The 16874-nt window shown below is 67.2% G+C and carries 20 protein-coding genes; 15 read left to right on the top strand and 5 right to left on the bottom strand.

Annotated features, from left to right (window positions below; translation table 11 throughout):
- Nucleotides 1-39: 39 nt before the first annotated feature.
- The 3 genes from IAG41_RS19980 to IAG41_RS19970 all read left to right on the top strand — a co-directional run bounded on the left by IAG41_RS19980 (nucleotide 40) and on the right by IAG41_RS19970 (nucleotide 1136).
- A complete protein-coding gene (locus IAG41_RS19980; RefSeq protein WP_187730420.1) occupies nucleotides 40-471 on the top strand; it encodes a hypothetical protein in 432 nt (143 codons plus the stop codon).
- A gap of 78 nt (nucleotides 472-549) precedes the next feature.
- Nucleotides 550-954, top strand: a complete 405-nt coding sequence (locus IAG41_RS19975) for a nuclear transport factor 2 family protein (RefSeq protein WP_187730419.1) — start codon at nucleotides 550-552, stop codon at nucleotides 952-954.
- Between the two features lie 32 nt (nucleotides 955-986).
- The gene (locus tag IAG41_RS19970) at nucleotides 987-1136 is read left to right on the top strand and encodes a hypothetical protein (protein WP_187730418.1); all 150 of its coding nucleotides are present in this window, start codon (nucleotides 987-989) and stop codon (nucleotides 1134-1136) included.
- A gap of 9 nt (nucleotides 1137-1145) precedes the next feature.
- Here IAG41_RS19970 and IAG41_RS19965 read toward each other — a convergent pair whose 3' ends face one another.
- Together IAG41_RS19965 and IAG41_RS23360 are read right to left on the bottom strand one after the other, a co-directional pair.
- Entirely contained in the window at nucleotides 1146-1454 is a 309-nt protein-coding gene (locus tag IAG41_RS19965; RefSeq protein WP_187730417.1) for an alkylphosphonate utilization protein, read from the bottom strand.
- A gap of 22 nt (nucleotides 1455-1476) precedes the next feature.
- On the bottom strand, nucleotides 1477-1602 hold the full coding sequence (locus IAG41_RS23360; RefSeq protein ID WP_262408781.1) for a hypothetical protein: 126 nt from the start codon (nucleotides 1600-1602) through the stop codon (nucleotides 1477-1479).
- Nucleotides 1603-1754: 152 nt separating this feature from the next.
- On the opposite strand from IAG41_RS23360, the gene crtY reads away from it, so the two are divergent.
- Genes crtY through IAG41_RS19940 form a run of 5 tightly spaced genes read left to right on the top strand, consistent with a single transcriptional unit; the run spans nucleotide 1755 to nucleotide 6161 of the window.
- Nucleotides 1755-2918, top strand: a complete 1164-nt coding sequence (crtY, locus tag IAG41_RS19960; RefSeq protein WP_187730416.1) for a lycopene beta-cyclase CrtY — start codon at nucleotides 1755-1757, stop codon at nucleotides 2916-2918.
- Entirely contained in the window at nucleotides 2915-4393 is a 1479-nt protein-coding gene (locus tag IAG41_RS19955; RefSeq protein WP_187730415.1) for a phytoene desaturase, read from the top strand. The genes crtY and IAG41_RS19955 overlap by 4 nt, the downstream gene beginning before the upstream one ends.
- Nucleotides 4390-4971: a TIGR00730 family Rossman fold protein gene (locus IAG41_RS19950; RefSeq protein WP_187730414.1), complete on the top strand. Its 582-nt coding sequence runs from the start codon at nucleotides 4390-4392 to the stop codon at nucleotides 4969-4971. The genes IAG41_RS19955 and IAG41_RS19950 overlap by 4 nt, the downstream gene beginning before the upstream one ends.
- The gene (locus IAG41_RS19945) at nucleotides 4968-5906 is read left to right on the top strand and encodes a phytoene/squalene synthase family protein (protein ID WP_187730413.1); all 939 of its coding nucleotides are present in this window, start codon (nucleotides 4968-4970) and stop codon (nucleotides 5904-5906) included. Before IAG41_RS19950 ends, IAG41_RS19945 begins: the two co-directional genes overlap by 4 nt.
- Nucleotides 5907-5954: 48 nt before the next feature.
- Nucleotides 5955-6161: a hypothetical protein gene (locus tag IAG41_RS19940; RefSeq protein ID WP_187730412.1), complete on the top strand. Its 207-nt coding sequence runs from the start codon at nucleotides 5955-5957 to the stop codon at nucleotides 6159-6161.
- Here the strand turns inward: IAG41_RS19940 and IAG41_RS19935 are convergent.
- Nucleotides 6113-6400: a hypothetical protein gene (locus tag IAG41_RS19935; RefSeq protein WP_262408780.1), complete on the bottom strand. Its 288-nt coding sequence runs from the start codon at nucleotides 6398-6400 to the stop codon at nucleotides 6113-6115. The genes IAG41_RS19940 and IAG41_RS19935 overlap by 49 nt on opposite strands.
- A 93-nt stretch (nucleotides 6401-6493) precedes the next feature.
- Here IAG41_RS19935 and IAG41_RS19930 point away from each other — a divergent pair, with 93 nt between their 5' ends.
- Nucleotides 6494-8314, top strand: a complete 1821-nt coding sequence (locus IAG41_RS19930; RefSeq protein WP_187730411.1) for an ABCB family ABC transporter ATP-binding protein/permease — start codon at nucleotides 6494-6496, stop codon at nucleotides 8312-8314.
- Between the two features lie 5 nt (nucleotides 8315-8319).
- Here the strand turns inward: IAG41_RS19930 and IAG41_RS19925 are convergent, their stop codons facing one another.
- The gene (locus IAG41_RS19925) at nucleotides 8320-9069 is read right to left on the bottom strand and encodes an SIMPL domain-containing protein (RefSeq protein WP_187730410.1); all 750 of its coding nucleotides are present in this window, start codon (nucleotides 9067-9069) and stop codon (nucleotides 8320-8322) included.
- A gap of 127 nt (nucleotides 9070-9196) precedes the next feature.
- Here IAG41_RS19925 and IAG41_RS19920 point away from each other — a divergent pair, with 127 nt between their 5' ends.
- Nucleotides 9197-10129 (top strand): alpha/beta fold hydrolase, encoded by a 933-nt coding sequence (locus tag IAG41_RS19920; protein WP_187730409.1) that lies wholly within the window; start codon nucleotides 9197-9199, stop codon nucleotides 10127-10129.
- Here the strand turns inward: IAG41_RS19920 and IAG41_RS19915 are convergent.
- Complete coding sequence (locus tag IAG41_RS19915; protein WP_187730408.1) at nucleotides 10126-11580, bottom strand: ATP-binding protein; 1455 nt, start codon at nucleotides 11578-11580, stop codon at nucleotides 10126-10128. The genes IAG41_RS19920 and IAG41_RS19915 overlap by 4 nt on opposite strands.
- Nucleotides 11581-11718: 138 nt before the next feature.
- On the opposite strand from IAG41_RS19915, the gene recQ reads away from it, so the two are divergent.
- The 5 genes from recQ (at nucleotide 11719) to IAG41_RS19890 (ending at nucleotide 16863) form a co-directional block, all read left to right on the top strand.
- On the top strand, nucleotides 11719-13485 hold the full coding sequence (recQ, locus tag IAG41_RS19910) for a DNA helicase RecQ (protein ID WP_187730407.1): 1767 nt from the start codon (nucleotides 11719-11721) through the stop codon (nucleotides 13483-13485).
- A gap of 70 nt (nucleotides 13486-13555) precedes the next feature.
- Nucleotides 13556-13984 carry a TIGR01244 family sulfur transferase gene (locus IAG41_RS19905; protein WP_187730406.1) on the top strand — a complete coding sequence of 143 codons (429 nt, stop codon included), beginning with the start codon at nucleotides 13556-13558 and terminating at the stop codon, nucleotides 13982-13984.
- Complete coding sequence (locus IAG41_RS19900) at nucleotides 13981-14388, top strand: hypothetical protein (RefSeq protein ID WP_187730405.1); 408 nt, start codon at nucleotides 13981-13983, stop codon at nucleotides 14386-14388. The genes IAG41_RS19905 and IAG41_RS19900 overlap by 4 nt, the downstream gene beginning before the upstream one ends.
- Complete coding sequence (locus IAG41_RS19895) at nucleotides 14381-15343, top strand: sterol desaturase family protein (RefSeq protein ID WP_187730404.1); 963 nt, start codon at nucleotides 14381-14383, stop codon at nucleotides 15341-15343. The genes IAG41_RS19900 and IAG41_RS19895 overlap by 8 nt, the downstream gene beginning before the upstream one ends.
- On the top strand, nucleotides 15277-16863 hold the full coding sequence (locus IAG41_RS19890) for a GMC family oxidoreductase (protein ID WP_187730403.1): 1587 nt from the start codon (nucleotides 15277-15279) through the stop codon (nucleotides 16861-16863). The genes IAG41_RS19895 and IAG41_RS19890 overlap by 67 nt, the downstream gene beginning before the upstream one ends.
- Nucleotides 16864-16874 lie beyond the last annotated feature (11 nt).

Genomic DNA, 16874 nt, shown 5'->3' with positions numbered 1-16874 from the left:
CGGCGTTGCCCGATTACGAAACGTCTCAGGAGAGCCTCCATGCGCATCCTTGCCGCCGCCCTGTTGCTCCCGCTTGCCGCTTATGCCCAGACCCCGCCTCCGGGCACCGCGGTGGAACGCGTCACGCTGCATCCGGGCGAAAGCGTCAGCTTCGTGCTGGCGCCGGGTAAGGACCACCAGCTGCTCAACCGCGTCGACGCCCGGACCAAGGGGGCGATCACGATCCGCTACGGGGTCACTAACGGCATGTCGACGATCGTCGCGACCAGCGGTACCGGATACGACACCCGCTTCACCGTGCTCGCCGATCCGGACGGCGATGGCGGGTTCGAGCCGGCGGGCGATGTCGCGCTGCCCGGCAACGGCACGCCCGCCTCGCGCGGCTGGCCCAAGCTGCTCGGCACGATCAATGTCGGCGATTTCACCGGCGGCCCCCACGGGACGCATGAGCACGTACCTTCCGGCGAGTGACCGGCGGCCCTTGCTTGGCGCGTGACAACCCCCTGCAATGGGTGCAGCCTCCTTCCACAGCATTTGGAGGAGGATGCCATGTCGGCCGAGAATGTCGCCGTGATCCGGGCGATCTATGATGCCTTTGCCATGGGCGACGTGCCGGGCGTGCTCGGGCGGATGGCGGCGGGCATCGTCTGGAACGAGGCCGAGAATTTCCCCTATGCCGACGGCAATCCCTATGTCGGGCCCGAGGCGATAGCGGGCGGCGTTTTCGCACGGTGCGTGGGCGAGTGGGACGGGTTCGCGGTGAAGATGGACGACCTGCTCGATGCCGGCGACCGCGTCGTCGCGCTCGGCCGCTATGCCGGAGTCAACAAGGCGACCGGCCGGTCGATGCATCCGCAGGCGGTGCATGTCTGGACGCTCGAGGACGGCAAGGTCACGCGCTTCCAGCAATATGCCGACACGCTCGACGTGGCGCGGGCTACCGGCGCCTTCTGAAACCCACCCGATGCTCGGGCGTTTTGCCCGGCATGATCCGCAAGCTCGCCTCGGGCGAATATCGCCTCTATTCGCGCAAGAAGGACCCGGATACCGGCAAGCGCCGCAACCTGGGCACCTTCGATACCCGCGCCGCCGCCGAGAAGCACGAGCAAGACGTGCAATATTTCAAGCGACATTGAGCCGGGCGCTCAGCGCTTCTTCACGAACTCCGCGCGCAGCACGAGGCCCTTTATGCCTTCATATTTGCAGTCGATCTCCTGGCGGTCGCCGGTCAGCCGGATCGACTTGATCAGGGTACCGCGCTTGAGCGTCTGGCCCGCACCCTTGACGGTCAAATCCTTGATCAGCGTCACTTGGTCGCCGTCGGCGAGCAGGTTGCCCACCGCGTCGCGCACTTCGACCGCGCCCTCGGCGCCTGCCTTGGCGGCTGCTTCCGCCGCGCTGATCCATTCGCCGCTCGCCTCGTCATAGACGAACGCGTCTTCTTCTCCGCTCATTCGGTCCTCAACGCTGCGATGCTCAACTCTTGATCGTCACCATGTTCACCGGCTTGTCCTTGGTGGAGGCATTGGCGGCGATCGTCTTGGTCTTCTCCGCCTTGGGCTTTCGCACTTCGCGGTTCGACTTCTTCTGACTCTTGGCCATGACCTGTCCTTCGGGGGCCAGATGCCCCGCTGGCGCTGATAGCGCGAAGCTAGGCCGAACCCCGCATCAATTCGCGCGAGCCGAGCCTGAGCGGCGACCGGCGCCGCCGCGCGGGGTTTCCCCGACCGGCCGCATGGGCTAGGCGGCGTCGAATGCCGTCCACCATCAGTTGCGACGTCGCCATAGTCGGCGGCGGACTTGCCGGCGGGCTCATCGCCCTGGCGCTCAAGAAGAAGAAACCCAATTGCGACATCCGCCTGATCGAGGGATCGACGCGGATCGGCGGCAACCATCTCTGGTCGTTCTTCGGCAGCGATATCGCCACCGCCGACCGCTGGCTGGCCGCGCCGCTGATCAGCTATGGCTGGACCGGATACGATGTCGCCTTTCCGGCGCACGAACGGACGCTGAAGGCGCCCTATTATTCGATCGAATCCGAGCGGTTCGATCGACTGGTGCGCGCGGCGCTCCCCAAAAAGGCGCTGATGATGCGGCGCAAGGCGATCGACGTGACACCCACCGCGGTCGCGCTTTCGGGCGGCGACCTGGTCCAGGCCGATGGCGTGATCGACTGCCGTGGCACCGGCGATCTTTCTAAGCTCGACCTTGGCTGGCAGAAATTCCTGGGGCGCGAGCTCGAGCTCGCCGAGCCGCACGACCTGGAGCGCCCGGTCGTAATGGACGCAAGGATCGAGCAGCTCGACGGCTACCGCTTCGCGTATTGCCTGCCCTTCGCGGCGACGCGGATGTTCGTCGAGGATACTTATTACAGCGACACGCCCGAGCTGAAGGCGAAGGAGATCGGCAGGCGGATCGACGCCTATGTCGCCGAGCGCGGCTGGCAGGTCGATCGGGTGACGCGCGAGGAATCGGGCAGCCTGCCGGTCGCGATGGGCGGCGATTTCGAGGCCTATTGGGATTCGGGCGGGCGCGGCGTTGCCAAAGCGGGAATGCGCGCCGGGCTGTTCCACCCGATGACCGGCTATTCGCTGCCCGATGCGGTGCGGCTGGCGTCGATGATCGCCAATGCGCACAGCCTCAGCGGCGCGGCGCTCCACACGCTGACTCATGACGCCGCCCGGAATGCCTGGCGCAGCCGTCGCTTCTACCGCATGCTGGCGGCCATGCTGTTCCGCGCCGCCGACCCGCACGAGCGCTATCTCGTGCTCGAACGCTTTTACCGGCTCGACGCGGGGCTGATCGCACGCTTCTATGCAGGCCAATCGACGCTGTTCGACCGGCTGCGCGTGCTGAGCGGCAAGCCGCCGGTGCCGATCGGGCGCGCGATGAAGGCAATGCGGAGAAATATCGCATGAAACGAGTCGCGGTGATCGGCGCTGGGATTGGCGGGCTCGCGCTCGCCATCCGCCTGCAATCGGCGGGCGTCGACACCGTGCTGATCGAGGCGCGCGACAAGCCGGGCGGCCGCGCCTATTTCTGGGAGAAGGACGGCTTCACCTTCGATGGCGGCCCCACCGTGATCACCGATCCCGCGGCGCTGGCCGAGCTGTGGCGGCTGTCGGGGCACGATATTTCCGAAGACGTGAAGCTGGTGCCGGTGACGCCCTTCTACCGCCTGTCCTGGCCCGACGGCGAGCGCTTCGATTATTCGAACGATGATCCGGTGCTGAACGCCGAGATCGCGCGGCTGAGTCCCGAGGATGTCGGCGGCTATGCGCGCTTCCTCAAATATTCGGAGGCCGTGTACCGCGAAGGCTATGTGAAGCTCGGTCAAGTCGCCTTTCTCGACTTCAAGTCGATGCTGAAAGCGGCGCCGGCGCTGATCCGGCAACAGGCCTGGCGATCGGTCTATTCGATGGTCTCCAGCTATGTGAAGAACGAGAAGCTCCGCCAGGCGCTGTCGTTCCACACATTGCTGGTCGGCGGCAATCCGATGACCGCCAGCGCGATCTATGCGCTGATCCACAAGCTCGAGCGCGACGGCGGCGTGTGGTGGGCCGAGGGCGGCACCAACAAGCTGGTCGCGGGCATGGTCCGGCATTTCGAACGGCTGGGCGGTGTGGTGCGATTGGGCGATCCGGTGACTGCTATCGACACGCTGGGCGATCGGGTCACGGGGGTGAAGACCGAAAGCGGCTTCGAGATGCAGGTCGATGCGGTGGCGAGCAATGCCGATATCGTCCACAGCTATCGCGACCTGCTCAAGGGCTCGCGCAGCGCGCAGCGGACCACGTCCAACCTGCTCCGGAAGCGCTATTCGCCATCGCTGTTCGTCGTGCATTTCGGCGTGAAGGGGAATTTCCCCAACATCCCACACCATTCGATCCTGTTCGGCCCGCGCTATCAGGGGCTGCTCTCGGACCTGTTCGACACTGGCGTGCTGCCCGAGGACTTCTCGCTCTATCTCCACCATCCGAGCGCAACCGACGCGGGTATGGCGCCCGAGGGGCACGCGGCCTTCTATGCGCTGGCGCCGGTGCCGCATCTCGGCAAGTTCCCGGTCGATTGGGACCAGGTCGGGCCGGTCTTGGAGGCGCGCATCCTCGCCGAAGTGCAGCGGCGCCTGATCCCGGACCTGAACGAGCGCATCGTCACCAAGTTCAGCTATGCGCCCAAGGATTTCCGCGACGATCTCCACGCGCATCTCGGCTCGGGGTTCAGCCTGGAGCCGATCCTGACGCAGAGCGCCTGGTTCCGCGTCCACAATCGCGACGACGCGATTTCCAACCTCTATTTCGTTGGTGCGGGCACACATCCCGGCGCCGGCATTCCCGGCGTCGTCGGCAGTGCCAAGGCGACGGCCGCGCTGATGCTGGGAGAGACCAAGTGAAGCGTATCGCAGTCTATTGCGGGTCGGCGAGCCCGGCCGATCCGGTCTATATCGAAAGCGCGCGGACGGTTGGGCGGACGCTGGCCGCGCGTGGCATCGGCGTGATCTATGGCGGCGGCAAGCTGGGATTGATGGGCGCGGTCGCCGATGCGGCGCTAGCGACTGGCGGCGAAGTGATCGGGGTGATCCCGACCGCGTTGGTCAACGCCGAAGTCGCGCATCGCGGGCTGACCGAGCTCCACGTCGTCGACACGATGCACGAGCGCAAGGCGCGCTTCACCGAACTGGCCGACGGCTTCATCAACCTGCCGGGCGGCACCGGCACGATGGACGAATTGTGGGAAGCGCTGAGCTGGGCGCAGCTCGGCTATCATTCCGATCCGATCGGGCTGCTCAACATTGCCGGCTATTACGACAAGCTGATCGAATTCTGGGAGCATATGGGGAAAGTCGGCTTCGTACGGGCCCAGCATCAGAGCCTGCTCATCGTGGCGAACACCGTCGACGATCTGCTCGCCAGGATGGCCGATTTCGAACCGACCGTGCCGATCATCCGGATGAAGCGCGAGGATCTGTGACGGCTCTGCCCGCCCGCGACGCGATCGTCGCCACGGCGGGCGAATCGATTGCGCGCGGATCGAAGAGCTTCGCGGCGGCGAGCCGGCTGTTCGCGCCGGCGGTGCGCGAGCGAGCCTGGCTGCTCTATGCTTGGTGCCGGCGCTGCGACGATCTCGCCGATGGGCAAGACCACGGTCATGATACGACCCCGGTCGCCGATCCCAATGCGCGGTTGGCGGGGATCCGCGAGCGGACCGCGGCGGCGCTGAACGGGCAATGGGTGGGCGATGCGGCGTTCGATGCGCTGCGCATCGTGGTCGGTGAAACCGGCATACCGCAGCGGCTGGTCTGGGACGTGGTCGAAGGCTTCGCGCTCGACGCTGCGGGCTGGCGCCCGGCGAGCGAGGCCGATCTGATGCGCTATTGCTACCATGTCGCCGGCGCGGTCGGCTGCATGATGGCGGTGGTGATGGGCGTGCGGCCCGACGACGACGCGCTGCTCGACCAAGCCTGCGACCTGGGGCTCGGCTTCCAGCTCGCCAATATCGCGCGCGACCTGGGCGAGGATGCGGAGGCAGGGCGCTGCTATCTACCCGCCGACTGGCTGGCCGAAGCAGGCATCGCACCCGACGCGGTGACGGCGGATCGCGAAAAGCTCGCCGCGCTGGCGGCGCGGCTCTGCGCGATGGCGGAGGCCTATGAGGCGAGCGCGCGGCGGGGCACGCCCGCGCTTGGGTTCCGATCGGCATGGGCCGTGCTCGCGGCGACTGGGATCTACGGCGATATCGCGCGCGCGGTCGAAGCGCGCGGACCGGCGGCGTGGGACCGGCGGGTATCGACCTCGGCGGGGGCGAAACTGGGCTGGATCGCGCGCGCGTTCGGCGAGGCGCGTCTGCGCGTTCGCCTCTATCCGCCTCAGCCGAGAACAGAAAATTTGTGGACCCGGCCACGTTAACCCTGCTCGGAAAGCGGACTGCAAGCACCCACTAGGCAAGAATTGCCTATGACCATGTTGTCGCTCAAGCTTTCAAAGGCCCTCGCCAAGGGCCGCGCCGCGCCGGCCCGCCCCGATTCGCGCGAGGAGCTGCTGGTGACGCTGCTGCGCAAGCGCGCCGCCGCGCACAATATCGGCGCCGAAGAGCTCGAGACATTATTGCGCGATCAGATCCGCTGGGCGCTGCCGATCCACCACGGTGCGGTCAACGACTGAGCTTTAGCCGCCGCGGCGTGCGCGTGGCGCGTCCCGATGACCATGCGCTTGCCCTGGCGCTGGCAGGCCGCGCTGATCACCGGATAGGAAAGGTCGGCGTTGCGCTGGAGGGCGGCGGGCATGGCCTCCTGGCAGGCGACATAGGAAGTGTAGCGCACCGGCTCGACGCGCGCCTGGCTGCACGCGAGCGAATCGTCGCTACAGCCCATGATCGCCAGCACGTAGAACACCTGGTCCATCGCCCATTGCCTTCCGACGCTCGAACGAAACGCGGGCGCGCTCGTTCCGGCAAACCGTTGCATCCGCGCGCCCGACGCCCCAAATCGAGTAGGATGCCACCTCAGACCCCGTCTTCCGCGCCCGAGCGGCCGTTGCTCGGCACGATGAAGCGCTTCCTGCCTTATCTATGGCCGAAGGATTCGCCGGGGCTGCGCATCCGCATCGTCATTGCGCTGCTGCTCGTCGTCTGCTCAAAGCTGGTCCAGGTCTATGGCGCGCCCTTCGCGCTGCAGGGCGCGATCGACCGGATGGCGAGCGGATCGCGCGACGGCGTGTGGCTGGTCGCGGCCTTGGTGACGGGATATGCCGCCGCGCGGTTGGGCGGCGTGCTTTTCGACAATCTGCGCAACGCGGTGTTCGAACGCGTCGGCCAGGACGCGACGCGGCGGCTGGCGTCCGACGTGTTCCGCCATCTCCACCAATTGAGCCTGCGCTTCCATCTTGAGCGGCGCACCGGCGCGATAACCAAGGTGGTCGAGCGCGGCACCAAGAGCATCGATACGATGCTCTACTTCCTGCTGTTCAACATCGCGCCGACTATCCTCGAGCTGGCGCTGGTGGTCGGCATCTTCGCGACGCGCTTCGGCTGGTGGCTGGTCGCCGGCACGCTGACGATGGTGGTGGTCTATATCGCCTTCACCCGCTGGGTGACCGACTGGCGCGCCAAGCTGCGCGAGCAGATGAACAATCTCGACACCGGCGCGGTTGCGCACGCGGTGGATTCGCTGCTCAACTTCGAGACGGTGAAATATTTCAACGCCGAAGGCCGCGAATCCGCGCGTTACGACAAGGCGGTCTCCGATTATGCCGATGCGGCGGTCACTTCGGAGAATTCGCTCGCCTGGCTCAATATCGGCCAGGCGCTGATCACCAACCTGATGATGGCCGCGGGGCTGGCGCTGGTTGTGTTCGGCTGGGCGGCGGGCAAGTTCACGCCGGGCGACGTCGTATTGGTCTCGACCCTGCTCGCCCAGCTCTTCCGCCCGCTCGACCTGCTCGGCATGGTCTATCGCACGATCCGCCAGGGCGTGATCGACATGGCTGCGATGTTCGACCTGATCGACACCGATGCCGAAGTGAAGGACGCGCCCGGCGCGCCGCCGCTGGTGGTGGGCAAGGGCCATGTCCGCTTCGAGGACGTGCATTTCGGCTATGAGCCGAGCCGCGAGATATTGAAGGGCATCGACCTCGACATCCCGCCGGGCGCGACCGTCGCCGTGGTCGGCCCCTCGGGCGCGGGCAAGTCGACGCTCGCGCGGCTGATGTACCGCTTTTACGATCTGACCGGCGGGCGGATCACGATCGACGGGCAGGATATTTCGCAGGTCCAGCAGGCCACGCTGCGCGCGGCGATCGGCATCGTCCCGCAGGATACGGTGCTGTTCAACGATACGATCGGCTACAACATCGCCTATGGCCGCGAAGGCGCCGGACCGGAGGAAGTCGCCTCCGCGGCGCGCGGGGCGGCGATCGCGGGCTTCATCCAGTCGCTGCCCGAGGGCTTCGACACGCGTGTCGGCGAACGCGGGCTCAAGCTCTCCGGCGGCGAGAAGCAGCGCGTCGCGATCGCGCGGACGCTGGTGAAGAATCCCCCGATCCTGATCCTCGACGAGGCGACCAGCGCGCTCGACAGCCGAACCGAGGCGGATATCCAGGCGACTCTCGAAGCCATCGAGCATGGCCGCACCACGATCGTCATCGCGCACCGGCTCTCAACGGTAGTCCATGCCGACCGCATCATCGTGCTCGAGGCCGGCCGCGTCGCCGAACAGGGCACGCATGCCGAACTGCTCCGCAAGGGCGGCCTCTACGCCGACATGTGGGCCCGCCAGGCGCAGGAGCGCGAGGAAGGCGAAGAAGTCGCGGCCGAATAAATGGTTCAGCGCGGCGCGAGAATGAAATCGACGGTGACGCGGGCGCGCGTCACGACCTCATTGTCCGGATCGCCCATCTGCATCGCAAGCATCGTCTGAATATAATTCGGATCTTCTCCGGGGTTCGACGCGAAATTGGATAGCTGCGCGATGCCGGCCACGCGCAGGCCCAGCGCCGACGCATAGATGTCCGCCTCCGCACGTGCGCGCGCCAGCGCGTCCGTCGCGGCCGCCCGGCGAGCCGTGCTGTCATTCTTGAGCGACAACAACGGCGGCAAGGACATCGCTTCGCCCTGGCTATCGAGCACGGCTCGCACCGCCTCGATGCGCGCCGGATCGGACAATTTGATCTGGAGCATCGCGGACGACCGTTTGGCGCGAGGCGCGGGGACGTCCATCGTCACGTTAGGCAGTTCGACATTCTCGGAAACGTACGCTTCGTTTCCGACAAAGCCGAAAGGCTGGCGGACGTTCGACACCGTTATCGAGCCGCGATCGACGCCGGCGGCGACCAGTGCCTTGGTAAGCGTCTCAAGCTTGGCCGCAGCCGCGCGGCGCGACGCCTCGGCCGTGTCGCCGGACCCAGTGACAGAAACAATCAAGGTGATATCGTCGGCGCGCGTCCGAGTGCGCCCTTCTGCTGCGATATGGAAGACAGTCTCGCCGATTGCCGCGGCGCGAACCCCGTTCTGCGCGAGCGCGTGCGGAGGAAAAAACACAGCCGTAAGCATGGCGGCAGCGATCCGGACCTTCATGCAATCCTCCCCTTTTGTCCGGCGAGACTGGAGCATGGGGCGGCTTCGGTCGCAATCCCGTCCGCGACGCGTTCATGGCTTTCGCGCACGATCAGGCTATCGTCGCACTGAAAACGGAGAGGACGCGATGCTGATACCCCTGGGAATTGTCGGAATCGCCATCGCCGCGCTCGCCGGATGGTCGGCCTATGTCGGCCGCAAGGTCGAGGAGGCGGTGCCGCCCGACGGGAGCTTCGCCGATGTGGCGGGCGCGCGGCTGCACTTTCTCGACATGCGACCCGAGAACGAGAAGGGCCCGCCAATCGTGATGCTCCACGGGCTGATGGGGCAGATGCGCAACTTCTCGCATTCGCTGGCCGGGCGACTGGCCATGGACCACCGCGTGATCCTGATCGACCGGCCGGGCTGGGGCTATTCGAAGCTCACCGGTCCCCGCGCGGGCGTAGCCGAACAGGCGGCAATGATCGCAGCGCTGATCGGGCAGCTCGGGCTGGAAAAGCCGTTGTTGGTCGGCCATTCGATGGGCGGCGCGGTGTCGCTCGCGCTTGCGCTCGACCATCCCGAACTCGTCCGCGGGCTCGCGCTGATCGCACCCTATACCCAGCCGGTCGACCAACCGCCCGACGTGTTCAAGGGGCTGGTGGTACCCAGGGGTCTGCGCGGGCCGCTCGCCTGGACGATCGCGGTGCCGATCGCGATGCGGACGGGCAAGCTCAGGAGCACCCAGGCCTTCGCCCCCGATTCGGTGCCATCCGATTTCGGGACGCGCGGCGGCGGCGTGCTGACGGTGCGGCCTACGTCCTTCCTGCAGGGCACATTCGAGATCGGAATCGGCAAGACCGAGATGGAGCGGCTCACGCCGCGTTACGGCGAGATCAAGGTGCCGGTGGCGATCCTCTATGGCCGGCAGGATGCTTTGCTCGATCCCGCGCTGCACGGCACCAAGACGGCGGAGGCGATCCCAGGCGGGACGATCGAGATGATCTACGGCGGGCATATGCTGCCCGTCGCGCATGCCGCCGAGACCGAGGCCTGGCTGCGCAAGGTGCTCGCCGCCTAGCCGACTTCGGCGGGCTGCGTCGTCCAGCCGAGTCGAGGGATGGTGATCGAGCGCTTGCCCGACAGATCGACGCGGGTGACGAACAGGTCGCGGCTCTCGATATAGGTCATCAGCCGGCGGACGCGGCCAAGCGAGCTGGTGCCGTAGCTCGCGGCGATCTCGGTATCGCTCGGGCAGGGCAGCCCCTCGCGCGCGGCGCGGGCGACCAGCAGGAACGGGCCGAGCATGTCGTCGGGCAGCGCGCCGGCGGCGTCTAGCGCCTGGCTCCAATCCTCGTCGGGATCGCCATGGATGCCGGCGCGCGCCGCCGAGAGCCGGCGGACGAAGTTCGACAGATCGAGCGGCGGGCGGGCCAGCCCGACCATCCGGCAGCGGACGAGGAAATCCTGATAGAGCACGGCGGGCGAGCGCAGCGCGGATTCGCCATCGCCGACGATGTCGCGCAGCACGTCGGCGATCAGGCCCGCGGTTTCCTCGGGATCGCGGTCCGGCTCGGGCTCCGCGGCCACCGACGTGGAGCGCGCCAGCGCCTCGATCAAGGTCTCCGATGCCAGCGGCTTCGGCGCAGGCGACGGCGCGGGCGGCGTCCATGTCGGCTCGGCAGGGGCGAGCAGCATGTCCTTGATTCCCTCGGCCGGCGCCTGGGGCAGCGGCGTGAGCTTGGGGCTCGAGCTGCGCGCGCTGGTCTCGACCGCGCCGATGCGGATCGCGACCGGGCGCCGCGCGACGGCGGGGCCGAGCGCGAGGAAGGTGCCGCGCTCGAGGTCGCGGATCGCCTCGGCCTGGCGGCGCTCCATGCCGAGCAGATCCGCCGCGCGCGCCATGTCGATGTCGAGAAAGGTGCGGCCCATCAGGAAGTTCGACGCTTCGGCCGCGACATTCTTGGCGAGCTTTGCCAGCCGCTGCGTTGCGATCACCCCGGCGAGACCGCGCTTGCGGCCGCGGCACATCAGATTGGTCATCGCGCCGAGCGAGGCGCGGCGGACCTCCTCGGCCACCTCGCCGCCGCCGGCGGGCGCGAAGAGCTGCGCCTCGTCGACCACCACCAGCGCCGGATACCAGTGATCGCGCGGCGCATCGAAGAGCCCCGAGAGAAACGCGGCGGCGCACTTCATCTGCCCTTCCGCCTCCAGCCCCTCGAGACTGAGCACGACCGAGGCGCGATGCTCGCGGATCCGCGCGGCAAAGCGCGCCACGTCGCGCTCCGAATGATCGACCGCCTCGATCGCGACATGGCCGTAGCGGTCCGCCAGCGTGACGAAATCGCCCTCCGGATCGATCACCACCTGCTGGACATGGCCGGCCGACTGTTCGAGCAGGCGGCGCAGCAGATGCGACTTGCCCGAGCCCGAATTGCCCTGGACGAGCAGCCGCGTGGCGAGCAGCTCCTCCAGGTCCATCGACACCGCATTGCCGGTGCCGTCCACCCCCATGTCTACGCGAACCGTCATCTGGCGCGGCTTTGCAGGATCAGGGGCACAAGGGGCAAGGTCGGTTCGGCGAAAAGCTGTTAGCGTTTCACCGCGCGGGGCATCGCGTTCGCGCAATCGCCTCGACAGGCCGCCCGCCGCACCGCTAGGCGGGGCGGGATGGCCGATCCGCTCGAAATCCTGCACACCACTTTCGGTTTCCCCGGTTTTCGCGGCGTCCAGGACCAGGTGATCGGTCGCGTGATGGCCGGCGCGAACACGCTGGCGGTGATGCCGACGGGCGCGGGCAAGTCGCTTTGCTATCAGGTGCCGTCGCTCGCGCTTGAGGGGACCTGTGTCGTCGTCTCCCCGCTGATCGCGCTGATGCACGACCAGCTCCGCGCGGCGGAGGCGGTGGGGATCAAGGCCGCGACACTGACCTCGGTCGACGACAATCGCGAGGAGACAATCGCGCGCTTCCGCGCCGGCGATCTCGACCTGCTCTATATCGCCCCCGAACGCGCGTCGGGCGAAGGCTTCCGCAACCTGCTGGGCCAGGCGAAGCTATCGCTGTTCGCGATCGACGAGGCGCATTGCGTCTCCGAATGGGGGCATGATTTCCGCCCCGACTATCGGCTGCTGCGCCCGCTGCTCGATCGCTTTGCGGACGTGCCGCGGCTCGCGCTGACTGCCACCGCCGATGCGCATACCCGCGCCGACATCCTCGAGCAGCTTGGCATCCCGGCCGAGGGACTGATCATCGCCGGCTTCGACCGGCCCAATATCCGCTACGCGATCACCCCGCGCGAGAACACGACGCGCCAGGTGGCCGACCTGATCGCCGAGCAGCCCGGCCCAGGCATCGTCTATGCCCAGACGCGCGCGGCGGTGGAGAAGCTCGCCGAGAAACTGGGCGAAAGCGGCCGGCCGGTGCTGCCCTATCATGCCGGGCTCGATCCCGCGGTACGCCGGCGCAACCAGGCGGCGTTCGTCGCGTCCGAAGAAATGGTGATCGTCGCCACGGTCGCGTTCGGCATGGGGATCGACAAGCCCGACGTCCGCTTCGTCGCGCACGCCGGGCTGCCCAAGTCGATCGAGGCCTATTATCAGGAAACCGGCCGCGCGGGTCGCGACGGCGATCCGGCGGTGGCGCATCTCTTCTGGGGTGCGGACGATTTCGCCCGCGCCCGCCAGCGGATCGGCGAGGTCGAGCCCGGACGCCAGGCCGGCGAGCGGACGCGGCTGAGCGCGCTTGGCGCGCTGGTCGAGACTGGAGGCTGCCGGCGCCGCATCCTGCTCAAGCATTTCGGTGAGGGGGACACCCCCGAACAATGCGGCAATTGCGACAATTGCCTGACCCCGCCCGCCGCGATCGACGCGACAGTGACCGCGCAGAAGTTCCTCTCTGCGGTGTTCCGCACCGGCATGAGCTTCGGCGTGGGCTATATCGAGAGTATATTGCTCGGCCAATCGAGCGAGCGCAGCCTGATGAACGGACATGAGGCGCTGTCGGTGTTCGGCATTGTCGACGGCGACGAGGCAGCCTTGCTCAAGCCGGTATCGCGCGCGCTGCTGCTGCGCGATGCGCTGCGGACCAACGAGCATGGCGGGCTCGAATTCGGCCCTGGCGCGCGGCCGATCCTGAAGGGCGAGGCCGATCTGTCGCTGGTGCTGCCGCCCAAACGCGAGCGGCGCTCCAGGCGCGGCAAGCCGGGCGCCCCCAATCCGATCGGCAATCCGCTGTTCGAGGCATTGCGCTCCCGGCGCCGCGAGATCGCGCAGGAGACCGGGTTGCCGCCCTATGTGATCTTCCACGATTCGGTGCTGCGCGACATGGCCACCACGCGGCCCGCCAGCCTGGCCGAGCTCGGCAGGATCGCCGGCGTCGGCGCGCGCAAGCTCGAAGCCTATGGCGAGGATTTCCTGACGGTGATCCGCCAGAACTGAGCGCCTGCGGTTCTTCGCTTTCGGACCAGCGCCCTCCTGGTCTAGGCTTGTGCCGAAGCAGGAGCATGCCATGACCAGAACCATCGACGACCGGATTTCGGTCGCCCCCCAGATTTCGCCCGAGGACATCCCGGCGCTCGCCGCGGCGGGGTTCAGCTATGTCATAAACAACCGGCCCGATGACGAGGAAGCCGGCCAGCCATCGGGCGAATCGATCGCGCGGGCGGCGGCCGCAGCCGGGCTCGGCTACGCCGCGATTCCGGTGACGCCGGGCGGCTTCTCGAGTCAGCAGGTCGAGGCGATGACCAAGGCATTGGCCGAAGCCAACGGCCCCGTCCTCGCCTTTTGCCGGTCGGGCACGCGCTCGTGCAATTTGTGGGCGCTCGCTGCCGCGCAAAGCGGCGGCACGCCCGACGAACTGATCGAGAAGGCGGCCGGCGCGGGCTATGACATCTCGGGAATCCGCCCGCTGCTCGAAACGCTTTCGGGCGACAAATGAATCAGTTCGCGCTGCTCGGCGGTTCGCTGGCGGCGATCCTTTTGCTCGCGCTGGCGGCATATCTACTGCGGCTCGGCGGCGCACGGCTGGCCGGCGAGAACGAAGCTTGCGAAATTGCGGAAACAACATTTGCGGATTTCGAGGCGGACCGGGCCTGGCTCGATATGGACGGCCAGAGCGCGATCATTGCGGGCAAGGATGGCAGCCATGCGCTGGTCCGCCGCCACGGCGCGCGCTTCGTCGCGCGCAAGCTGGTCCCGCCGGCAGAGGTTTCGGCGGAAGGGCCGGTGGTCATCGTCGCCAGCGGCGAGCGGCTGCTCAAGCCCTTCGTCATCACACTTGAATCTGCGGACGAAGCGCGCTTACTTACATCCCTGTTAGGAAGCACCACGCCCCATGCCTGATCTGCCCAATCCCGTCGACCTCGCCATACCCGGCTTCGTGCTGCTGGTGCTGGCCGAGATGGTCGTCGCCTGGGCCAAGGACCGTCGGCGCTATTGTCCGCGCGACACGCTGACCTCGCTGGCGCTGGGGCTGGGCAGCACCGTCGCCGGGCTCATCACCGGCGGCGCGGTGTTCGCGCTGGCGATGTGGGTATGGCAGTTCCGCCTCTTCGACATTTCCTATGCTTGGTACTGGTTCGTCATCGCCTTCGTGATCGACGACCTCGCTTATTATCTCTTTCATCGCTCGGCGCACCGGGTGCGGTGGTTCTGGGCGAGCCACGTCATCCACCATTCGAGCCAGCATTATAATCTGTCGACGGCGCTCCGGCAGACCTGGACCGGCTTCATCTCGATCGGCTTCCTGTTCCGGCTGCCATTGTTCCTGATCGGCTTCCCACCGGCGATGGTGTTCTTCGTGGCGGGGATCAACCTGATCTACCAGTTCTGGATCCACACCGAGGTGATCGATCGGATGCCCAAGTGGTTCGAGGCGGTGATGAACACGCCGTCGCACCACCGCGTCCACCACGCAACCAATCCGCGCTATCTCGACAAGAATTATGCCGGCGTCTTCATCGTCTGGGACAAATGGTTCGGCACCTATGAGCCCGAGCGCGGCGACGACCGGCCGCGCTACGGCATTGTCAAGAATCTCGGCAGCTTCAATGTGCTGTGGGCCGCCACCCATGAATGGATCGGCATCGCGAGCGACGTGTGGCACGCGCCGAGCTGGAAGGCGCGCTGGCTCTACATCGCCGCGCCGCCGGGCTGGAGCCACGACGGCAGCCGCGACACATCCGAGACCATAAAGGCGCGTTGGCAGGCGCGGCAGGAGCGGGGGGCCGAATGGAAGAAGCCGATATCGTCGTCATCGGCGGAGGATCGGGCGGGAGCGCCGCCGCAGGCCGCCTGAGCGAAGGCGGCCTTTATTCGGTCGCTTTGCTCGAGGCGGGCGGACGCAACACCGGACTCAAGACGATCATGCCGGGCATGATGCCGTTCCAGGGGCCCGCGACCAACTGGGCGTTCGAGACGGTACCGCAGGCGGGGCTGAACGGCCGGCGCGGATACCAGCCGCGCGGACGGGGGCTGGGCGGATCGAGCGCGATCAACGCAATGCTCTATGTCCGCGGAATTCCGGCGGATTATGACGAGTGGCGCGATCTCGGTTGTCCCGGCTGGGGCTGGGACGATGTGTTCCCCTGGTTCACGGGCACCGAGCACAACACGCGCGGCGCCGATGCTTTTCACGGCGATGCCGGGCCGCTCTGGGTGAGCGACCAGGCCTATGCCCATCCCGGCAGCCAGGCGTTCATCGATGCGGCGGCGGCGCTGCAGATCCCGGTCAATCCCGATTTCAACGGTGCGCGGCAGGAAGGCGCCGGCCTTTACCAGGTGACGCAGAAAAATGGCGAGCGCTGGAGCGCGGCGCGCGCCTTTCTGAGCGACGCCAAGGATCGCGCCAATCTCGAGATCGTCTGCGACGCGATGGTCGACCGCATCCTGTTCACCGACGGACGGGCGACCGGTGTCGCCTATCGCCGCGGCGGCGAGGCGCGCGAGATCCGGGCCAAGCGCGCGGTGGTGCTGGCGGCGGGCGCCTTCCAGACGCCGCAGCTGCTGATGCTGTCGGGCATCGGCCCGGGTGCGCATCTGCAGGAGACGGGGCTTGAGGTGCGGATCGACCGGCCCGCAGTGGGTGCCGATCTGCAGGACCATGTCGACTATGTCGCCAGCTTCGAGACCGAGGGCAGCTTCTTCGTCGGGCGTTCGGCGCTGGGCTCGCTCAAATCGACCGGTGCGCTACTGCGCTGGCTGTTCACCCGCAAAGGCGGGATGACCACGCCCTATGCCGAGGCGGGCGCTTTCCTACGCACCGACCCGGCCGATCCGCGCCCCGACATCCAGCTCCACTTCCTGATCGCGATTGTCGAGGATCATGGCCGCACCGCACTCAAGGGCCATGGCTTCAGCTGCCATGCCTGCGCATTACGCCCGGAAAGCCGGGGCACCGTGCGGCTGCAATCCCGCCACGCCCAGGCCGCGCCGCTGATCGATCCCGCCTATCTGACCGCGCCGGCCGATATCGAGAATCTCAAGCGCGGCACCCGCGCGATGTACCGGATCATGGAGGCGTCGCCGCTCGCGCGGTTCAACGGCCGCGACCGCTGGCCGGTCGATCTGGCCGACGATGCCGCGCTCGAAGCGGCGATCCGCAACCGCGCCGACACGATCTATCACCCGGTCGGCACTGCGCGGATGGGCAATGACGGTGAGGCGGTATGCGATCCCCGTCTGCGGGTGCGCGGGGCGGACGGGCTCTACATCGCCGACGCATCGGTGATGCCGCGGCTGATCGGCGGCAACACCAATGCCCCCACCATCATGATCGGCGAACGCTGCGCCGCGTTCGTCCGGGAAGACCTGCGCTAGCGCAAAAAAAG

It is taken from the genome of Sphingomonas sp. JC676 (assembly GCF_014489075.1).
Classification (GTDB): Bacteria; Pseudomonadota; Alphaproteobacteria; order Sphingomonadales; family Sphingomonadaceae; genus Sphingomonas.
The sequence above is the reverse complement of the archived record's forward strand: the minus strand, read 5'-3'. Positions and strand labels throughout refer to the sequence as shown.